This is a genomic window from Streptomyces sp. YIM 121038 (assembly GCF_006088715.1).
In the GTDB taxonomy this organism is placed as follows: domain Bacteria; phylum Actinomycetota; class Actinomycetes; order Streptomycetales; family Streptomycetaceae; genus Streptomyces.
The window spans coordinates 1-18472 of sequence record NZ_CP030772.1 but is presented as its reverse complement, the minus strand read 5'-3'; the positions used below and the strand labels follow the sequence as shown (position 1 = coordinate 18472).

The 18472-nt window shown below is 68.9% G+C and carries 15 protein-coding genes and 1 pseudogene; 9 read left to right on the top strand and 7 right to left on the bottom strand.

Annotated features, from left to right (window positions below):
* Positions 1-57: 57 nt before the first annotated feature.
* The 3 genes from C9F11_RS42825 to C9F11_RS42815 are packed head-to-tail and all read left to right on the top strand — an operon-like array spanning position 58 to position 4885.
* Positions 58-2106, top strand: a complete 2049-nt coding sequence (locus C9F11_RS42825; RefSeq protein WP_138957285.1) for a histidine kinase — start codon at positions 58-60, stop codon at positions 2104-2106.
* The gene (locus tag C9F11_RS42820; protein WP_138957284.1) at positions 2103-4226 is read left to right on the top strand and encodes a GAF domain-containing sensor histidine kinase; all 2124 of its coding nucleotides are present in this window, start codon (positions 2103-2105) and stop codon (positions 4224-4226) included. The genes C9F11_RS42825 and C9F11_RS42820 overlap by 4 nt, the downstream gene beginning before the upstream one ends.
* Positions 4223-4885 carry a response regulator transcription factor gene (locus C9F11_RS42815; RefSeq protein WP_138957283.1) on the top strand — a complete coding sequence of 221 codons (663 nt, stop codon included), beginning with the start codon at positions 4223-4225 and terminating at the stop codon, positions 4883-4885. The genes C9F11_RS42820 and C9F11_RS42815 overlap by 4 nt, the downstream gene beginning before the upstream one ends.
* Before the next feature lie 555 nt (positions 4886-5440).
* On the opposite strand, the gene C9F11_RS42810 is transcribed toward C9F11_RS42815, so the two are convergent.
* Entirely contained in the window at positions 5441-5941 is a 501-nt protein-coding gene (locus C9F11_RS42810; RefSeq protein ID WP_138957282.1) for a hypothetical protein, read from the bottom strand.
* Between the two features lie 126 nt (positions 5942-6067).
* Positions 6068-6310: a hypothetical protein gene (locus C9F11_RS42805; RefSeq protein ID WP_138957281.1), complete on the bottom strand. Its 243-nt coding sequence runs from the start codon at positions 6308-6310 to the stop codon at positions 6068-6070.
* Positions 6311-6866: 556 nt separating this feature from the next.
* Here C9F11_RS42805 and C9F11_RS42800 point away from each other — a divergent pair.
* Together C9F11_RS42800 and C9F11_RS42795 are read left to right on the top strand one after the other, a co-directional pair.
* Positions 6867-9119, top strand: a complete 2253-nt coding sequence (locus C9F11_RS42800) for a tetratricopeptide repeat protein (RefSeq protein WP_138957280.1) — start codon at positions 6867-6869, stop codon at positions 9117-9119.
* 62 nt (positions 9120-9181) lie between these two features.
* Positions 9182-10027, top strand: a complete 846-nt coding sequence (locus tag C9F11_RS42795; RefSeq protein ID WP_138957279.1) for an AAC(3) family N-acetyltransferase — start codon at positions 9182-9184, stop codon at positions 10025-10027.
* Between the two features lie 114 nt (positions 10028-10141).
* On the opposite strand, the gene C9F11_RS42790 is transcribed toward C9F11_RS42795, so the two are convergent.
* The 3 genes from C9F11_RS42790 to C9F11_RS42780 all read right to left on the bottom strand — a co-directional run bounded on the left by C9F11_RS42790 (position 10142) and on the right by C9F11_RS42780 (position 11284).
* A complete protein-coding gene (locus C9F11_RS42790) occupies positions 10142-10366 on the bottom strand; it encodes a hypothetical protein (RefSeq protein WP_138957278.1) in 225 nt (74 codons plus the stop codon).
* Positions 10367-10469: 103 nt separating this feature from the next.
* A complete protein-coding gene (locus C9F11_RS42785; RefSeq protein ID WP_138957277.1) occupies positions 10470-10850 on the bottom strand; it encodes a hypothetical protein in 381 nt (126 codons plus the stop codon).
* On the bottom strand, positions 10847-11284 hold the full coding sequence (locus tag C9F11_RS42780; protein WP_138957276.1) for a hypothetical protein: 438 nt from the start codon (positions 11282-11284) through the stop codon (positions 10847-10849). The genes C9F11_RS42785 and C9F11_RS42780 overlap by 4 nt, the downstream gene beginning before the upstream one ends.
* A gap of 263 nt (positions 11285-11547) precedes the next feature.
* Between C9F11_RS42780 and C9F11_RS42775 the strand changes: the two genes are divergently transcribed.
* The 3 genes from C9F11_RS42775 (at position 11548) to C9F11_RS42765 (ending at position 14280) form a co-directional block, all read left to right on the top strand.
* The gene (locus tag C9F11_RS42775) at positions 11548-11799 is read left to right on the top strand and encodes a hypothetical protein (RefSeq protein ID WP_138957275.1); all 252 of its coding nucleotides are present in this window, start codon (positions 11548-11550) and stop codon (positions 11797-11799) included.
* 695 nt (positions 11800-12494) lie between these two features.
* Positions 12495-12854 (top strand): hypothetical protein, encoded by a 360-nt coding sequence (locus C9F11_RS49170; protein WP_249401518.1) that lies wholly within the window; start codon positions 12495-12497, stop codon positions 12852-12854.
* Between the two features lie 202 nt (positions 12855-13056).
* Entirely contained in the window at positions 13057-14280 is a 1224-nt protein-coding gene (locus tag C9F11_RS42765; RefSeq protein ID WP_138957274.1) for a hypothetical protein, read from the top strand.
* 139 nt (positions 14281-14419) lie between these two features.
* On the opposite strand, the gene C9F11_RS49165 is transcribed toward C9F11_RS42765, so the two are convergent.
* Both C9F11_RS49165 and C9F11_RS42755 read right to left on the bottom strand, forming a co-directional pair.
* Positions 14420-14821 carry a DUF6193 family natural product biosynthesis protein gene (locus C9F11_RS49165; RefSeq protein WP_269078063.1) on the bottom strand — a complete coding sequence of 134 codons (402 nt, stop codon included), beginning with the start codon at positions 14819-14821 and terminating at the stop codon, positions 14420-14422.
* Positions 14818-17640, bottom strand: a complete 2823-nt coding sequence (locus C9F11_RS42755; protein ID WP_138957273.1) for a DEAD/DEAH box helicase family protein — start codon at positions 17638-17640, stop codon at positions 14818-14820. Before C9F11_RS42755 ends, C9F11_RS49165 begins: the two co-directional genes overlap by 4 nt.
* A gap of 275 nt (positions 17641-17915) precedes the next feature.
* Here C9F11_RS42755 and C9F11_RS42750 point away from each other — a divergent pair.
* Positions 17916-18472, top strand: a pseudogene (locus tag C9F11_RS42750) (transcriptional regulator); the annotation flags it as partial.

Below are 18472 nucleotides of genomic sequence, written 5' to 3'. Positions count from 1 at the left end.
CGGGGCCGGCTGGTCAGGCTGCGGGCCGCGTGGGTGTTATGGATTCTTACGGCGGGCATGGGGATCCTCACCCTGGTGTGCGTCGTGCCGACCCGAGGGGACCCCCGGCCCGACTGGGACCCGTGGTTACTCGCCGTGGCGGAGCCCGTGCCGCTCGTCGCCTACGCCTACCCGGGCTTCGTGGTGGCCCGGCGTCGCCCTGGGAACCGGATCGGGTGGTTGCTGCTGGTGTCCGGGTTCGGGGGCGCGCTCGACGCGCTGGGGCACGCCTACGCTGTGTATGCAATTGGGCGGGACCTTCCCGCAGGCATCCTGGCGGCGTGGGTGTCCAACTGGGCCTTTGCTCTGCACTTCTTTCCGCTCTATTTCCTGCTGCTGTGCTTCCCTGATGGCGCGCTGCCGTCCGGCCGATGGCGGATCGTCACCTGGTACACGGGTGTGTGCGGAGTATGGGTCCCACTGTCCGTTGCCCTTTTGCTGGGAACGATTGACCGTGACTACTTCCCGAACGTACGCAACCCGCTCGGCCTCTTGCCGCTGGAGGCGTTCTACGTCCCATACGAAGCCTTGCTGTCGTCGGTGCAGGTGGCCGGCCCCTTCGTGCTCTGCGCCCTCTCACTCCTGGCCCGCTACCGCCGCACGAATGCAAAGTCCCGGCAGCAGTTCAAATGGGTGGCGTTCGCGGCGCTGGCGAGCCTGGTCATGCTGGCGGGGGCGGTGCTGCTCCAGGACCCCTGGATCAGCGTCGCTATCGATCTGATCCTCGTGACGTTCAGCGTGTCCATCGCGATCGCGATCGTCCGCCACAACCTCTTCGATATCGACCGCCTGTTGAGCCGGTCGTTGCTGTACCTGGGGATGACCGCGGGTGTGGCCGGACTCTACATCGGCGCCGTGAGCCTGTTCGCACTGATGTCGCAGCGTTTCATCACCGCGAAGGCTCCCCTGCTGGCGACCGGTGTCGTGGCGGTCGTCCTCCAGCCCTTGCGTGCGCTGCTGCAGCGCGTGGTCAATCGTCTGGTCTACGGGCTGAGGGAGGATCCGTACGCGGTACTGGCCGGCCTCGACCGCCGCCTGGAGACGGTGCTCGCCCCCCGCCAGCTGCTGCCCGAGGCCGTCGCGACCATCGCCAAGGCCCTGCGCCTGCCCTACGTAGCCGTCGAAGTGAAGCGTGCGGCGGCATACGGCGCCGCAGGAGGCCGCCTCGCGGTACACGGAGCCGAGCGCCCCGTGGCGCTGCGGCTCGCGCTGGTCCATCAAGGCGAGGAGATCGGCACGCTAGCGGTCGCGGCGAGAGCGGCCGAGGACGGCTTCTCGGGCGCGGACCTGCGTCTGCTCGCGGACGTGGCCCGCCACCTCGCGCAGGCGGCAGCGGGGGTACGGCTGTCGCTGGCCCTGCTGCAGGAGCAGGAGCGGGCGGTGACTGCACGGGCCGAGGAGCGCAGGCACCTGGCCCGGGACCTCCACGACAGTGTCGGACCGGTGCTCAGCCATGCCGCCTCGGCCGTAGAGACGGCCTGCGCGGCAGTGCACACCGACCCCAGCAGGGCCGCTGACCTCGTGACCGGGGCACTGGTCCATATCCGGCAGGGCTCCGACGACCTGCGCTGGATCGCGCTGGGGCTGCGCTCACCCGTCGATCAGCTGGGGCTGCGTGAGGCCGTTCTGGCTTACCTCGACCGCGTCCCCGTGACCGTGCACACCGACATGCCCGACCTGCTCCCCCCGATGCCTGCGGCGGTCGAGGAGGCGGTGTACCGAATCCTGACCGAGGCGGTAACCGATGTGCTCCGGCACGCTCGCGCCGCATGCTGCTGGGTGAGCCTGGAACTGAGCGACGGGCACCTCACATTGACCGTTGCCGACGACGGCCAGGGACCGCCCGGAGCCGCTCGGCCGAGCGAAGGGCTGGCCTCGATACGGGAATGTGCCATCGCGATCGGGGGCATGTGCGAGTTCCGTGCCCGCTCCGGCGGCGGCCGCGCGTACATCGCACGTCTTCCCCGCAGCCTGCCCGGCGCACAGCTCCCGGCAACCCGGGAGGCGAGTCCCTTGCAGCCGGGACCACGCCACCGCGACAGTGACCGTGCTGGAGGTGAGCCATGAACGAGCTCACGGGAGCTCACACGGCGCACACGGCGACTCCCCGCATACTGGGCTGGCTGTCACGTTTGGCGACGAAGCGAACAGCCTGGGGCCTGTGTATCGCTGCGATGGCCACCGCAACTGCGAATGGCGTCTTCGCAGTCCTGTCGCGTGCAACGCCACGCCCGGAATATCACCCGTGGTGGCTGATCGCCGCGGAATCCCCGACCGGTCTGATTTTCGCAACGCTTGGGCTGCTGGCGGCGACCCGCCGACCATGCAATCCCGCGGGGTGGCTGCTGCTGGCCGCCGGATTCGGTGCGTCCCTCGACCTCCTGAGCCATTCCTATGGGCTCTATGCGGTGCCGCGGGAGCTGTCGGGCGGCGTGCTGGCTGCCTGGATCAGCAGCTGGGGCTTCGTGCTCTTCATCTTCCCGCTGATGTTCCTCTTCCTGCTCTTCCCCAACGGCCATCTGTCGTCTGTGCGCTGGCGGTTCGCCGCCCGGTACGTGAGTGTCTGCGGGCTCATCAGCGTGTCCATCGGGGCTTTCGCTCCGGGGCCGCTGGGGTTCGGGTACTTTCCCTCGGTCTCCAACCCGGTGGGCATCGCAGCACTGCTGTTCAGCGTGACCCACGTGGGCCTCGTGTCGGTATTTGCGATCCTTGTCCCCTTTCTGGTGTCGGTTTCCTCGTTGCTGTTTCGGTATCGGAACTCCACCGGGCTTCTGCGCCGGCAGCTGAACTGGGTGGCCTGGGCCACCATGATGACCATCCTCCTGGTGGCGATACAGATCCTGGTGGGAGACAACCCTGCCGGAACGATTGCTGTTGATCTGGCGCCGGTACTCCTCGGCACGGCCATCACTATCGCGATCTTGCGCCACAACCTGTTCGACATCGACCGGATGCTCAGCAGCACGCTCATCTACGCCGGACTGACCGCCGGTGTCGTCGGCCTCTACATCGGCATCGTCAGCGCATTCGGGCTGCTGCTGCAACGTTCGGCCTCCGGGGTGGCTCCGTTGCTCGCGACGGGCGTGGTGGCCGTGGTGCTGCAGCCCCTGCGCACGCTGCTCCAGCGCTCGGTGAGCCGGCTCGTCTATGGCCTGAGGGATGACCCTTATACGGCACTGGCCCTGCTCGGCCGCCGTATGGAAGCAACGAGCGATCCGAAGAAGATCCTGCCCGAAGCTGCTGCGACCGTGGCCGAAGCTCTGCGTCTGCCCTACGTGGCCATCGAACTGGACAGCACTTCGGCGACGGGCATCGACCGGATGCGCGTAGCCACCCACGGCACCGAGGTCCGGGAACCGCTGAAACTACCCCTGGTACATCAGAGCGAAGAGATCGGCCTCCTGATGGTCGGGCTCCGCCCCTTGGACGAGCGCTTCTCGGCGGCGGATCTTCGCCTGCTGCGGGACGTGGCCCGGCACGTCGCGCAGGCCGCATCAGCCGTGCGGCTGTCGCTGGCCCTGCTGAGCGCGCAAGAGCACGCGGTCGCCGCGGCGGCCGAAGAACGCCGCCGACTGGCCAGAGACCTCCACGACAGGGTTGGCCCCGTGCTCACCGGAGCCACCTGGACCCTCCAAGCGGCCCTCACCAAGCTGCACACCGACCTCGACGCCACGCACGGACTGCTGACCACCGCCCTGGTCCATATGCGCCAAGGAACCGAAGACCTGCGCCGGATCTCCACGGGCTTGCGCTCACCGGTCGATCAGCTGGGGCTGCGTGAAGCCGTTCTGATCTATCTCGAGCGCGTGCCGCTGACCGTGCACCCCGCACTGCCCGACGAGATCCCGCGGCTGCCCGCGGCAACCGAGGAAGCGGCCTACTGGATCGTGGCCGAGGCGGTCGCCAACGTCCTCCGGCACGCCCACGCCGATAACTGCTGGGTGACCGTCGAACTGGGCGGTGCTCTCGTGCTGACCGTCGCGGACGACGGCAGGGGACTTCCCGACCGCTTCCGGCCCGGGGTGGGGATGGGGTCCATGCGCGAACGTGCCGCCGAGATCGGCGGAACCTGCCAGATCCATCCGCGTGCCGGCCAAGGCACCGAAGTCGTCACGCGCCTGCCGCCTTCCCTGCCCGGCGCAGAAACACAACACAGCAAACAGACAGTGAAGGGCGGGATCACATGACGGACCAGGACATTCGTGTCGTCATCGCCGACGACCACGCCTTCACCCGGTACGGACTGCGCGTACTGCTGGAATCCGATCCCGGCATCACCGTCGTCGCCGAAGCCAGCGACGGCCACGAAGCCGTGGAGCAGACCATCAAGCTCCGTCCCGACGTCGTCGTCATGGACGTACGAATGCCCAACGGCAGCGGACTGTGGGCGACCCAGGAAATCCAAAAAGCCCGCCCCGGAACCAAGGTTCTCGTCCACTCCGAGTACGAGGCAGACCCCAACGTCATGGCCGCGATGCGAGCCGGCGCCTCGGGCTTCCTCATGAAGGCCGGAGACGTCACACAGATCATCCGCGCGGTGCGCGACGTCGCCGCCGGCGCGTGGATCTTCAACCTCTCCGACACGGCCCGCATGCGCCCCTGGTTCGATGACCTGCGCACAGCCCGACGCGAAGCCGCCTTCCCCCAACTGACCTCCAGGGAAAGGGAGATCCTCAACATCATCGCTACCCCGAAGCAGACCACCGCCAGCGCCGCGGCCCGCCTAGGCATCAGCACCAAGCGGGTCGAGAACGCTGTGACCGACATCAAAGCCAAACTCGGCGCCACCGACCGCGCGCAGCTCATCACCATGGCGCGCACCGCAGGTCTCGGAGCAGTGCCATGACCCGCTCCTCCCGTGCCCCCGGTCGGACACTCCCGTGACTGTGGGAATGCTGCAGACACACGCTGGTCCCAACAAGACATCGGGGACGGGACCAACGGGAGAGACAGATGCACGGCAAGAAATCAGCACACCACAAGACATGGTCCGAGGGGCGGCGCAGGAACCGAAACTGGGCCAGGACCGTACGGTTGTGGACACCCGTCGTGGCGACTGCCGTCACGACTGCCATCGCCGTCTACCAGGCATGGCACGGACAAAGCATCTGATCAAGTACGGGATGACAGGCTCCCCTTCAGCTATATGCCCGTTGTCCATCTGCTGCCCAGTGGAGTCCGAGGTCGGCGAGTTGCTGGAGCTGCTCACCGGTGAGTCGGGCCTGTCGTTGGCGTGTGGTGTGGAGGCGCTGGCGTCAGGTTCTTCGGCCACACCCCACACAACGTGGCTCACGCCCTGTGGACACCGTCACTGCCTGCCGTCTTCCCGCTGCTGTGCCTGCTCCCGCGTGCCGTGGTCTGCGGTCTGTGTCCAGGGCAGGCCAAGGCCGTGGAAGAGGGCTTACTGTTGTGGGGGGTAGGTGTGGAAGCGGGAGCGCACCGCGTTCAGCCGCCGCCGCAGCTGCACCTCGATGCCGTTGATGCGGGGCCGGTAGGTGTCGTGGACGCAAGTCCTGCCGTCCTCGCCGACCAGCGGCCCGACGTCCTCCAGATACTGACGGGCAGCGGTGACGATCTCCATCAGCCGCTCGGTACGCGAGCGCGGCACACGCGCCGCGCCCGCGGTCTTGACCCGCCGGTCGCCTGTGGCCGGTCCGATCCGCAGCTCCAGGAGCGCCGCGCGCTGCTCCTCTGCCAGCCGGGGCCACCTGCGGTGCTGGTCGCACAGCCACTTGCCGAGATCATCGCCGCGGAAGATCCGCTGTCCGGTGAGGAGTTCGCCGCGGCGCCCGCCCTCTTTGTAGAAGGCTTCCAGCAGGACGAGTTTGCGCTCGAAGGCGGCGTTCCAGGGTGCTCCGTCCTGTACCCGCCACACGCCGAGCTCCTCCAGCGCGCGGACCACGTCGCGTTCCTGCTCCCGCGCACCGTAAGCGGGTCGGCGGCACTCGCTCAGCAGTCTCCCTATCCGCACGTCCTGCCCGTCGGCGCTGATGGTCTCCTCGATGCCGGGCAGGCGGTGCCCATATGGCTATGCGTGCAACCGAGCCGCCTCCAGCAGCAGTTGCCGGGCCGACGCCTGCGGCTTTCCCATGCACCCGTATTCGCCAAACAGGGCGGACAGGTCCGCGGGCACCCGCCGCGGCCGCCCATGCCAGACCTCTAGCCCTTCCTCGGGGCCGAGCTCGGCGGTCAGGGTGCGCAGGGCGTCGCGGGTGCGGCGCCACTGCCGCCGCACCCGCTCCAGCCGGACCACCACGACCCCTAGCCCCACAGCCCGCTCCTGCTTCTCCGTCGACTTTCGCCCCCGCCCCCCCTGCCTGTCCCTCGGCCCGCTCCCGGTCCTGCATTTCCACCTGCTCCTGACCCTGTCCTGCGGCCCGGTCCAGGTCGGACTCGGGCTTCTGTTCCTGCGCCAGCTCCTGCCTTCCCGCGAGCTCGGGCACCTGATCCTGCTCGTGTTCCTCCGCCACCTTCTGCTGCTCCTTGTCCTTCTTCTTGAACAGAGGGACGCGGGTGTAGCCGAGGGGGAGGGTTTCGTGCCAGTCCACAGGTACGCGTAGGCGCCTGTTGCCGCGGAGGCTGGCTTCGCGGAGCCGCATCAAGGCCTTCACGCATCTTCGACCTGTGTGTGGTGCGTACTTCGTCCCGCGGACTGCCGTGGAGCGCCTCCCTGTGTTCCACGGCTGCGTCATTGCGCTGGTTTATGCGCAGAGCACGGCTGGAAGTCTGTGTCACGGAGCCCTAGGCGCTCTATTCCGGGGGGACTGGTGGACGCGAGCCTGGTGTGGACGGCGGCGGGCACGTTGGGGACGTGTGCCGGGTTAGGTATGACGTGGATCCAGTTACGGGTCCAGCCGGTGGACAACCGTCAGGACCCGGTGCCGCGGACGCCGTCGGTGCTGGGGGCGTCGGTGGTGCCGCCCACTGGGCGGTTGCCGGTCGAGACGCGCGGCCGCGACCTGGTGCTGGGACAGTTGCAGGAGTGGTTGCGCAGGCCCCCGGCGGCAACCATTGTGCTTGTCGGGCTTGGTGGTGTCGGCAAGTCGACGGTGGCGGTGGCGCTGGCCGAGCGTGCTCTCCGCGGAAGGAGGGTGCGCCGTCGGGGCAGGCGGGTGTGGTGGATTTCGGCCGCGGATGAGTTGAGTCTCACGGCCGGGCTGGTCACGGTCGCCCGGCAGCTGGATGCCACCCCCGCCGACCTGCATGCTGTGGCATCAGGGGCGCCGGACGCCCCTGACCGGTTCTGGTCGCTGCTGGAGCAGACAGCGCCCGGATGGCTGTTGATCTTCGATAACGCTGACGATCCTGCGGTGCTTGCCGGGGGTATGTCGAGATGGCGGGGCGGATGGAGGCGTTCCGTCGCGGGAGGCGGATCAGCGGTGAGTGACGGAACCGGCTGGATACGTCCGTCCCCGTGCGGACTGACCGTGGTGACAAGCCGGGACTGCGACCCGCGAACGTGGGGGCGGCACGCCAAGGTGCGTCCCATAGGTCCGGTGGATGAGGACGCCAGCGTCCGGGTGTTGCTCGACCTGGCCCCCCAGGCGGGAGACGAGGCCGGAGCGCGGCTGCTGGCCCAGCGGCTGGGCGGCCTGCCACTGGCGCTGTATCTCGCCGGAACATATCTGGACTCCGCCGTTGCGCGGTGGCGAACCTTCACCGCCTACCACCACGCACTCGACAGCGCTGGGAGGGCGCCGCTACTGGACGACCCTCAGGCGGAGTCTCGCGCCATGGTGACGCGGACGTGGGAAATCTCCCTGGACGATCTGGCGCGATGCGGAGTGCCGCACGCGCGTCCCCTGCTCCGCCTGCTCTCCTGCTGGGCCGCCGCAACCTCGATACCGCTGGACCTGCTCGACGTACGCTACCTCGCGTGCCTGCTTCGGCCGCCAGCCGCTGGCCATGCCGGTGAGGGGGACGAGAGCGACGCAGACCAACTAGAGACGGCGCTGCGCGGCCTGAGCAGGCTGGGCCTGATCGAAGCGCGGATATCCGGTCCGCAGACTGCGATCGTCATCCACCCGGTGGTGGCTGACAGCAACCGTATTCACCTGGCGTCGGGCGTCGCGCGCCCGGGCGAGCCGGACGCGGATCGCGTTCGGCGAGTCGCCGTCGATCTCATCACCTCGGCCCTGTCCGGTCTGAGTCCGTACGCGCCCGCCGACTGGCGACGCTTCCAGTTGATCGGTGCGCATCTGCATGCCCTGTTCGGCACTGTTGCCCTGCACTTGGTGCATGAGCCCCTCGCAGCGCTGATCTCAGCCGCCTGCACCACAGCTTGCGCCCTCGACCAGAGTGGAGCCATCAGTGTCGGCGAAAGCTTGTGCCGTGCTGCGTTGGACCACGCGTCCAGCCTCGGTGAGGATCACCCTCTGATCCTCCAACTCCAGCACCAGCTTGCGTGGGAGACGGCCACCATGGGCGGCCACGACCAAGCGGAGGGCATGTACCGACTGGTGTACCTGGCACGTCGGCGGATACTCGGCGAGGATCATCCCGACACGCTGGTCACCCGCCACGAGCTGGCCTGGGTCGCCGCCGCCCAAAAACGCTGGGCAGAGGCGGAGAGCGGCTACCGGAGTGTCCTGCCCGCTCTCCAAAGGACACTCGGTGAGGAGCACATCGCCACTCTGTACACCGGTCACGAACTCGGCTGGGCGCTGGCGAACCAGGGGCGGCTGGAGGAGGCCGAGGCCGAGCTGCAGCCCGTCCTGCGGACCCGGCGACAGGTACTCGGCGAGGAACATCCGCACACACTGACGACAATCCACGAGTTGGCGTGGATTATGGCCAGGCGCGGTAGGTCTACCGAAGCGGAGGTGATGTACCGGCAACTGCTGGACGCGCGCCTGCGGATACTCAGCGACGAGCACCACCACACCCTGTCCGCCCACCACGAACTGGCCTGGGTCCTGACCCTGCAAAGTCGTTGGAACGAGGCGGCGGCGGAGTACGAGAAGGTCCTGAGGGCCCGGCGCCGGGTGCTCGGAGAGCCCCACCCCGACACACTGGCGACCCTTTCGGCACTCCAGCAGCTCGAGCACGGTCAAGTCGCCGACGCACGCCACGTCGCCTGAGAACACTTCACAACTCACCACTCAGATCACGCGGAGCACCGGACAGAAGGGAACGCGGCATCATGGTGATCACTGCCGAACAACTCGTCGCAACCATCGACGAACTGGCACTGGCGCAACGGCCGGTCATGATCCATGCATCGCTTCGGTCCTTCGGCGAGCCCATCGAGGGCGGAGCGGACGCTGTACTGGACGCCTTGCTCTCCCGCGGCTGCACCGTGTTGGTCCCGTCGTTCACCGAACCGCAGTTCGGCGTCATTCCACCAATTACGATGCGCCCGGCCCGCAACGGCATCGACTACGCGGCTCTGCCCGACGAGGCGGCGGCCAGACCCGAGGCAGCCGCCCACTACACCGTCGACTGCGGCGTCATCAACCCAGGCATGGGCGTACTGCCGACCCGACTGCTCGCCCGAGGCGCGGCGAGGCGCGGCCAGCACCCGCTCAATTCCTTCGCAGCCATCGGGCCACAAGCCGCCGAACTCGTCGACACTCAGACCCCGACCAATGTGTATGGACCCGTGCGTGCCCTTGCAGACACCAACGGCTCCATCCTTCTGGTGGGTGTCGGACTGAACCGGATGACCGCGCTCCACCTGGCCGAACAGGATTCCGGCCGACAGCTGCCCATCCGCTGGGCGCGCACAGCAGACGACCGAGTGATCATGGTGGAGACAGGCTCGTGCTCAGAGGGATTCCCACGCTTGGGACCCTGGCTGCAGCCGCTGGCACGCACTGCCCGGGTGGGCGGGTGCCTGTGGAGCGTCTACCCAGCGAAGGAGACCCTTGCCGCCGCGGTCGACGCCATGATCTCCGATCAGGGCGTCACCCACTGCGCCGACGCCGGTTGCCTCGCCTGCCGGGACTCGGTGGCCGGCGGTCCGATCGGCCCGATTTCGCTGGGATGACGCAACCGACTCCACCAACGGCAGGGGCCGGGCGGCCCGGACGGAGCCCAGTGGCTCGCCAGCGACCAGCTGGAATACATCCGCTACCTGTGAGACGACCTCTACGAGCCTGGCCTACAGCTCCAGCAGAGCCCAGAGCCGGTTGCCCGGCTCGTCGCGTCCGGTGTCGGCCCCGCAGGAAAGCACCCCCAGCGCAGCGATCTCCTCCAGGAACGCCTCGCCGCTTGGGCCGGGCCCGTCCTGGTGGGAGAGCGCCATGACGAGTGCGGCGCCGTCCTGGTCGGCGACGTGGACGGTGATGCGCTGGCCGCCGTCGCCGAGCGCGGCTAGCAACGCCATCCATTCGCCTCCCGAGTCCGCTGACGGCCGCCGGGCTGAGCGCCCGTCACATGCTCCCTTGTCTCGGGCGTGGCCGCGGCGTCGGCGGTGGCCTGCAGGATGCTCATCGGGCGGTGTGCTCCTTCTCGTCGTGGCGGGTGAGATAGGTGAGCTGGAGCCAGCGCCGGGCGTCGTAGCCCTCGGCGCCGCGCCACGGAGCGGCCAGGTGCCACACGCTGTTCCAGGTGGCGCGCACCCGGCGCAGCCGCTCGGCCTCGACGGCAGGCCCGGCGCTCTGCCGGTAGAGGAGGTCGTGGTGCAGGGCGGCGGCCAGGTGGGTGAGCGCGGTGGCGAAGCCGAGGGCGGTCCTCTGTGCGTTGCCGGACGGGCCGTCGTAGGCCAGCGGGCGGACCCCATCCATGAGGTAGTCGTGGACCGCCTCGACGTCGGCCCAGGTCAGCTCGTCGGCGTAGCGCAGCAGGCACACCGGCCGGTCCGCGGTCATGGGTGGGCCCGCCGGGCGCGCTCGTCCGCCACCACCGCATCCGCCGCCTGCTGGGCCTCCCACCAGTCGCTGTGGTTCTTTGCCTCGGCAGCCTGCCGGGCTTCGCGGAAAGCGACTTGCTGCCAGCGGTCGACGTCATATCCCTCGGTGTCCCGCCAGCCCGCGGTGAGCCGGCAGAGCTCGTTCCAGTGCCCCATCCGGGCCTCCAGCGCCTCGGCGGTGCCGTCGTCGGCGAAGTCGCGGCGCAGCTCGAACAGCTGCCGATTGATCGCGGCCCCCAGGCCGTGGGTTACCCGGCAGACCTCGGGGTCGTTGCGGTGCGCCAGGCGCAGCTCGTGCAGCCGGGCGGTCATGAAGGCGTCCAATGCATCGACGTCGGCGCGGGTGATGTCGGCGGTGTACGGCAGCGTGAAGATCGACTCGGTCTCGGTCATCGAACCGTCTTGACTCCCCTCCACTCCGCGACCCTCTGCAGCACGTGTCATGTGGTGCTCCCTCCCTGCGGGCGTCCCGGTGCTTGACTGTTCGTCATGTCCGGTCTATCGCCCCGGCACGGCCCGGGGAGCCCGTTCGGCTAAATCTGTCAGGCCACCCCTGGGGCTGAACACGGGCACTGCACCCTCCAGCCCTCCGGTACACCCACCCGTTCGGCCGCAGATGCTGGCTCGGTGAGGCGCCGGGCCCAGAACATGAGGTCATGACGACGAATGGGCCCACCCCGGGCCATCCTTACGATCCCGCACTCAACGAATCGCTGGTCGGCTCCGCCTGCTACGAGGCGATGGCCACCGGCGCCGTGGGCGTCGAGACGGTGCGCCAGACCGGAACCATGGTCAAGACGCACCTTGAGCAGCGCGGCGAGACCCGCCGCACGAAGATCAACGCTGATGTCGAGCGCGAACGTATCCAGCAGTCCGCGCCCCCGCCGCCGGACGGCGACAACCCCTGATCAGGACGGCTCACCACCGCCGGGGCAAAACACCCGCCCCGGCGGGCACCTCCAGCAGACGGGGCACGTCGGATCATCGCGACCAGATGATCCAAAAGAAACGACATAGAGGGGTCATCAGCGGGCGTTGCGGACGTTCGCTGTGGTCCGCCACCACCTGGTACTGCCGGTCCTGGACGGCCTGGACGAGATGGACCCCCCCAGCCCCCCGACAACACCCCCGCCCCCGCCGCGCCCGCGCCCCCAACGCCTACCAGGCCTCACACCCGATACAACCTCCCCCGAGCCCTGCAATCGCGGGCCCGCGGATCCCACCCACCTCGGAAGGCACCACGCCGTGACCAGCCCGCCCCCCACCGCCCAAGCCACTGCCCGTCTGGAGCCGGTCCGGCCCAGCACCGCACCGGTCGCCCACGGCGCGGTCATCATCAGCGCGATCGAGACCGTGTGGAAGGAAATCCGCGCCCGCCACCCGGCCGTGCCGGACATCTGTGTCACCACCCCGCCCACCGCCAGCAAGCACGATCCCACCAGGTGCACCACGCTGCGCACAGGCCGCCGCTTCGTCCGCGACGGCCGCCTGGTCATGGAACTGCAGGTCGCAGCCGCCACCTTGAGCCACGGAGTGCGTCTGATGCTGGAAGGGCTGCTGCACCATGCCGCCCACGGGCTGGCCCTGAACCGGGGGATCACCGATGTCAGCGGCGGCGACCGACGCTGGCACAACAAGCGCGTACCTGGCCCGGGAGGTGGGTCTGCTGCCGCCCCGCCGCTCGGACCCCTTTGTCGGCAGGGCCCACAGCATCCTCACCGACACCGAGGCCGCCCGGTGGACCGACGTCATCACCGCACTCGACGCCGCGGCCGCCGTCCAGCTCCAAGCCGCCGTCCAGATGGTCGAAGCCCCGCGCACCGCCCGGTCCGGTACCCGCTTCGCGATCGCCTGTGAATGCGTCCCGCCCCGCCGCCAGCAGGTCACACCGTTCTTCTATGAGCAAGGACCCGTGCTGTGTGGCCTGTGCCTGACCGTGTTCCGCCGGCACCCCGGCTCATGACCAGGGTGCAGGGCACTCGTTGGGCAGGGCGCTCGCGTAGAAGTGCACAGCGGGCCCGGGGCTGTCACCGCGACGGCTTCGGTCCTCTGGTGCTGGCGGCTGCGTCCAGGACTCGGCGGCCCGCCCTGCCGACGAAGCCGTACGCATCCTGCGTACCGCTGCCCTCGTACCGATTGTCAGTGGTGGTGTTCACAATGGGGGCATGCGTGAGCACAGTGGGCCATTCGGTAAAGGCAGTCTCCGGCAACTTCTTGCAGGTCGCCTGGACAAGGCCATGAAAGCGATCAACGCCTGGGACGCGGATGATCTGTTGGCGTCGCCCGAGACCGACATCATTGAGCACTTGATCGATGAGTACGGAGCACAGGCTCCCGTGGTGCATCGGGACCGGATGCAGCGACTGCCCTCGAGCGACCACATCTCGACCGTTGACGATTTCATGGGGCGCCGGGAGATCCGGCAGACTGAGATCACCTTCTTGGTGCCCTGCGAGGGCGACCTGGACCTGATGAGATACCGCCCGGGTGCCTACACGTCGTTGCTGAGCGGACAGACCGCGAAGATCGTGGGCTCAGAGATCGAGGTGATCTGGCGTGGGAAGACCTCTGACCCCGCCGTCGTCCTGCACAAGATCAATGATGAACTCGACATCATCGAGAAGAACCTGGACAGCGCACGTTCCGAGATCGCGGGCCACAACGAATTCCTGAGGAAGACGGTGTCCGAGCGGGTGTCGCTCAGGAAGCGCAAGATCCTCGCCGATCGGGAGCTCGAAGCTGCTCTCGGGATCCCTGTGCGGCAGCATGACGGGCCGCCAGCGTTCTCCGTTCCCGTCAGCCGTCGGCAGGTGATGCCCCGGCGCCATCCCGTAGCCGCGCAGCCGTTCCAGCCCGAATGGGAACTCCTGGAGAAGGACTACGAAGAGGCAATTCGCGTCATTACGCACTCCCGTAACGCTCTCGAGCGGACCCCTGGAACCATCGCCAAACTGGGCGAGGAAGACATCAGGAACCTGCTCTTGGTCAGCTTGAACAGCACGTTCATGGGAGCAAGCGGGGGCGAGCTGTTCAACGGGGACGGCAAGACGGACATCCTGGTCCGTGTGGAAGACCGCAATGTCTTCATTGGGGAGTGCAAAATCTGGGACGGCCCTAAAGTCGTCGGTGATGCACTCACCCAACTCTTGAAGTATCACGTGTGGCGCGATTCAAAGGGCGCCCTGCTGCTCTTCATCCGACGGGGAGACGCGACGAGCACGATCCGCAAAGCGATCCAGAAGATCGAAGAGCACCCGAACCACAAGCGGACCCTTGATGCCCGGCCGTCCGACGGCCGCTACGACTTCGTGATTCGAGCCAACGACGATGCCGAGCGGGAAATCCACCTGGCATTCCTTCCCTTCATTCTCCCCCTCAAGCAGGACTGACTGGCACAAGGGACCGCCGACCCCTCACGCCCCGATGCAGCAGCTGCTCCACGGACACGGAACTTCATGACGTCGCCGCAGCCGGCTTGCTCCCGGCCTGGCCGGTCAGATTCCGGCACACGGCCGCGTGCCCGATTCTTCAGCCTTCGTGTGTCTGCTGCTTCTGTGTTGCGGCTTCATGAGCTGCGAGTTCCTCGGGGGTGCCGAGGAAAGCGGGGCCGCAGCCTGACGGGAGGTGCTGGATCACCATGGCGATGGCCTCCCGCGCTGTGGCTGCCGGGCCTACCGTCTGGCTCCGTAGCGGGCCGGAGACCCGGTAGGTGCCGCCAGCGGCGGGCCGAATGTAAGGGATGTCCCAGGTCCACCGTGGTTCGGTACAGCGGCTGAAGTGCAGCTCTCCCATCCCAGTCCAGGGAAACAGCCGCCGCAGGCGGGGTTCCTCGTAAGCCGCTTCCAGCAGCTCGCCCCGCACCCGTCCCTCAGCATGCACTGCCTGCCAGCCCGCTTCGACGCGGACTTCGACGCTCGTATCCCATTTCACACCCCTATCGTGCCTCCAGATCCGTCCGGGGCATGCCCCGGTACCGGGCCGCCCAGCTGCTCCTGCGCGCTGTCGTGGGCCGTCTCCGCCCAGGGCAGGCCGAGACCTGCGAACAGCGCCTGCTGCTGCGGGGGATAGGTGGGGAAGCGGGAGCGCACTGCGTTGAGGCGTCGCCGCAGCTGTACCTCGATGCCGTTAACGCGGGGCCGGTAGGTGTCGTGAACACAGTGCCGGCCGTCTTCGCCGACGAGCGGGCCGATCTCCTCGAGGTGTTGGCGGGCGGCGGTGACGATTTCCATCAGCCGCTCCGTGCGGCTGCGTGGCACGCGGGCCGCGCCCGCAGTCTTGACCCGCCTGTCGCCCGTGGCTGGCCCCATCCGCAGCTCCAGGAGCACCTGGCGCTGCTCCTCTGCCAGCCGGGGCCACCGTCGGTGCTGGTCGCACAGCCACTTGCCGAGATCGTCCCCGCGGAAGACCCGCTGTCCGGTGAGGAGTTCGCCGCGGCGCCCGCCCTGGGCGTGGAAGGCTTCCAGGAGGACGAGCTTGCGTTCCCACCCAGCGTTCCAGGGTGCGCCGTCCCGCACCCGCCACACGCCGAGCTTCTCCAGCACGCGGGCAACGTCCTGCTCCTCGTCCCGGGCGCCCCAGGAGGGTCTGCGGCATTCGCTCAGCAGTCTCCCGATGCGTACTTCCTGCCCATCGATGCTGATGGTCTCCTCGATGCCGGGCAGGAGGTGTCCGTACCGGTCCGCGTACTCCCGCGCTGCCTCGACCAGGAGCTGCCGTGCTGAGGCCCGGGGTTCCCACACGAACCCGTACTCGCCGAGCAGGGCAGCCAGGTCCGCGGGCATCCGCCGCGGCCGCGCGCGCCAGACCTCCAGGCCTTCCTCGGGCCCGAGCTCTGCGACCAGGGTGCGCAGGTCGTCGCGGTCGCGGCGCCACTGCCGCCGTACCCGCTCCAGCTCCCACCCCAGCCGCACCACGACCTGCGGCTCCTGCGCGAGCTCGGGCACCAGATCCTCCCCGAGCCCCTCCGCCAGCTCCTGCTGCTCCTCGCTCTCCTTCTCGAGCAGGGGGATGCGGCTGTAGTCGACGGGGAGGGATTCCTGCCAGTCCACCGGCACCCGCAGGTGCCCGGTGCGCTGGTGGTAGGCGGTGACGGCGCGCATGAGGCGTTCGGTGTCGGCGGTGACGGGGTCGGACAGCACGGTGATCTTCAGCCAGTCCGCGACCACGGCCGCTGAGCGCTGCCGGGTGAGCTCCAGCATCTGCTGGAGCTCGCGCGCGCGTTCCTCGGCCCGCTCACGCGCCTCCGTGGCCGGCTGCACGCGGTGGGGGCCGCGGCTGCTGCTGCGCCCGGCACGCTCCAGCCGCCGTACGGCTTCCTGCGGCCCCTCCGGCTCCTCGTCTGCGCGGTCGGTGTGGTCGGGTTCGTAGGACTCCAGTGCGCGCAGCATGTTGATCACCGGCACCCAGTCCGGCCCGACCAGCGTGTCGTCAGCGGCCTGGGCGAGGTGGAGGACGGGCACGATGATGGAGGCGACCTTGTCCGGGTTCCCGTGGTCGTAGCGCACGGCGCGTCCGGCGATCTGCAGGAGGTCGCCCTGCGCCGCGCGCGGGTCCACGAGGGCGACGGCGTCGACGGCCGGGACATCCACGCCTTCACTCAGCAGCCGCACGGAACACACGACCGCCAGGTCCACCGGCCGCCCCCGGAGATCTGTGCCCGCCGCCAGCGCCGCCAAGGCCCGCTGCCGCTCCCTGGCCGGGGTGCCCTCATGCAGGGCTGCGGCCCACACCCGCCGCGGCGCCGACGTCCCCTGCCCATGCAGCACCCGCGCCAGCTGCGCCAGCGAGGCCGCGGCCGCGCGTGCTCCAGCCACAGTGGAGTGGTAGGTCAGCAGCCGCCGGCACCCCACCCGCCCTGCGGCCCGCAGCACGGCCCCCAGCGACGCGGTGAGCAGTTCCGCCCGCACTCCCGCGTCAGCCCGTCCCCGCGCCGCGACGAGCTCGCGCAGACGCGCCTCGTCGACCTCGGCGGCCACCACGGGGCTGTGCGCGAGCTTCCCGCGCCGCTGTGCCTCCCGAAGCCCCAGCCGGTAGGCGACGGGGCCGTGCCTGCGCTCTGAGAGCCGCACCACCGGATCACTCGCCCGAAGCCGCCCCTGCTCATCCCAGTGCACCGCCCCCAGCAGCCGCGGTGTCGCCGTCATCGACAACCGGTGCCACGCGGGCACGAGGTGCTGCTCGTTGATCCGCCCCCACACCCGCGAGGTCTCGGTGTGGTGGGACTCGTCGCACACCAGCAGGTCCCATTCCGGCAGCGGCCGCGCCCCGTCCCGCTCCACACTCAGCCGGTGCCCGGCAATCAGTGAGTTCTCCACGCTCGCGTACGTCGCCAGCACCGTGAACCGGCCGCCCTGGGCGGCGAAGGCGTTCGCGTGCCACGCCACCACCCGCGGGTCCGTCGTCACCCGCACCCCCGGCTCACCGGCCAGCGCGGCGTCCCGCGGCGCGTACACCGCGATCACCGGCCCGCCGCGTCCGGCCGCGCGCAGCACCTGGTAGGTCTGCTCGAGGAGCGCCCGTGTGGGCACCACCATCAGCAACGACCCCCGCGCCGCGACCAGGCCCGCGATCCGCGCGGCCACCCACGTCTTGCCCAGCCCGGGCGCCATGTGCAGCTGGGCCCGGAACCGCGGACGCCGCGCCCTGGGGGAGGGGGTGTAGACCCGCATGATGGCGGCGACGGCGTCGTCCTGGTGGTCGTAGAACGCCGCGAGCTCGGCCTCCGACCGGACGGCCGCATCCACCTTCACGATCAGCTCCCGGAGATGCTCTGCAGGGGTGCCCGCGGATCAGCCGAACACCCAACCAACTTCCTTTTGTGACAACCTAGACCGCCACGCCCGGCGCTGTCTGCCGGATGCGGGACATCCCTCCTCGCCCGAGCGAGCAGTCGAACACACACCCCAATCACCACCTCGAAATTCCGGCGATGAAAAGCCTGTGAAATGGCCGTCAACTCACTGCGGAGTAGCGGGAATTGCGGTAGTGTGTAACCAAGCGATTATGGTGATGGGAGGAGGGGAAAGTGCCGGAAAGGACGATGGAGTTCGGTAAGTACGGTGCCCATGGCGTCAAGGGCCACGAGGCTGTTGCCCGGCAGCTCGACCGGCTCGCTGGATTCATCGCCACGCCCATTACCGCGCGCCGTGGTCTGATGGCCCGTCTGCACTACCTCACCCGCACCCCCCACGCCCGTGAAGCGGCCCGTGCGGCCGGCCTCACCGTCACCGACCGCACCCTGAAGGCCTGGCTGGCCGGCCAGCGCAGCCCCTCCAAGCAGAACCTGCAGCACATCGAGACGGCCTACCGCACGGTGCGCCGCCGTAACGTGGCCCGGTACCTGACCAGTCGTCTCAATCGTGAAGGCCGCGGTACTCGGGTGGAGTTCCACCCCCTGAACCAGTCCCGTGTCAGCCGCCCCCACCAGCGGGTCGTGCAGTTCCGTACCCTCAACGTCCGCCACTGGGACCGCATCGTCGACGCCTGGAGCACCGGCAACGACGCGGCCCTGGACGACGCGTGGGTGAATGACGCGGTGGTCGACCTGGCCACAATGGGGCCAGTACGAGAACGTCACCAACA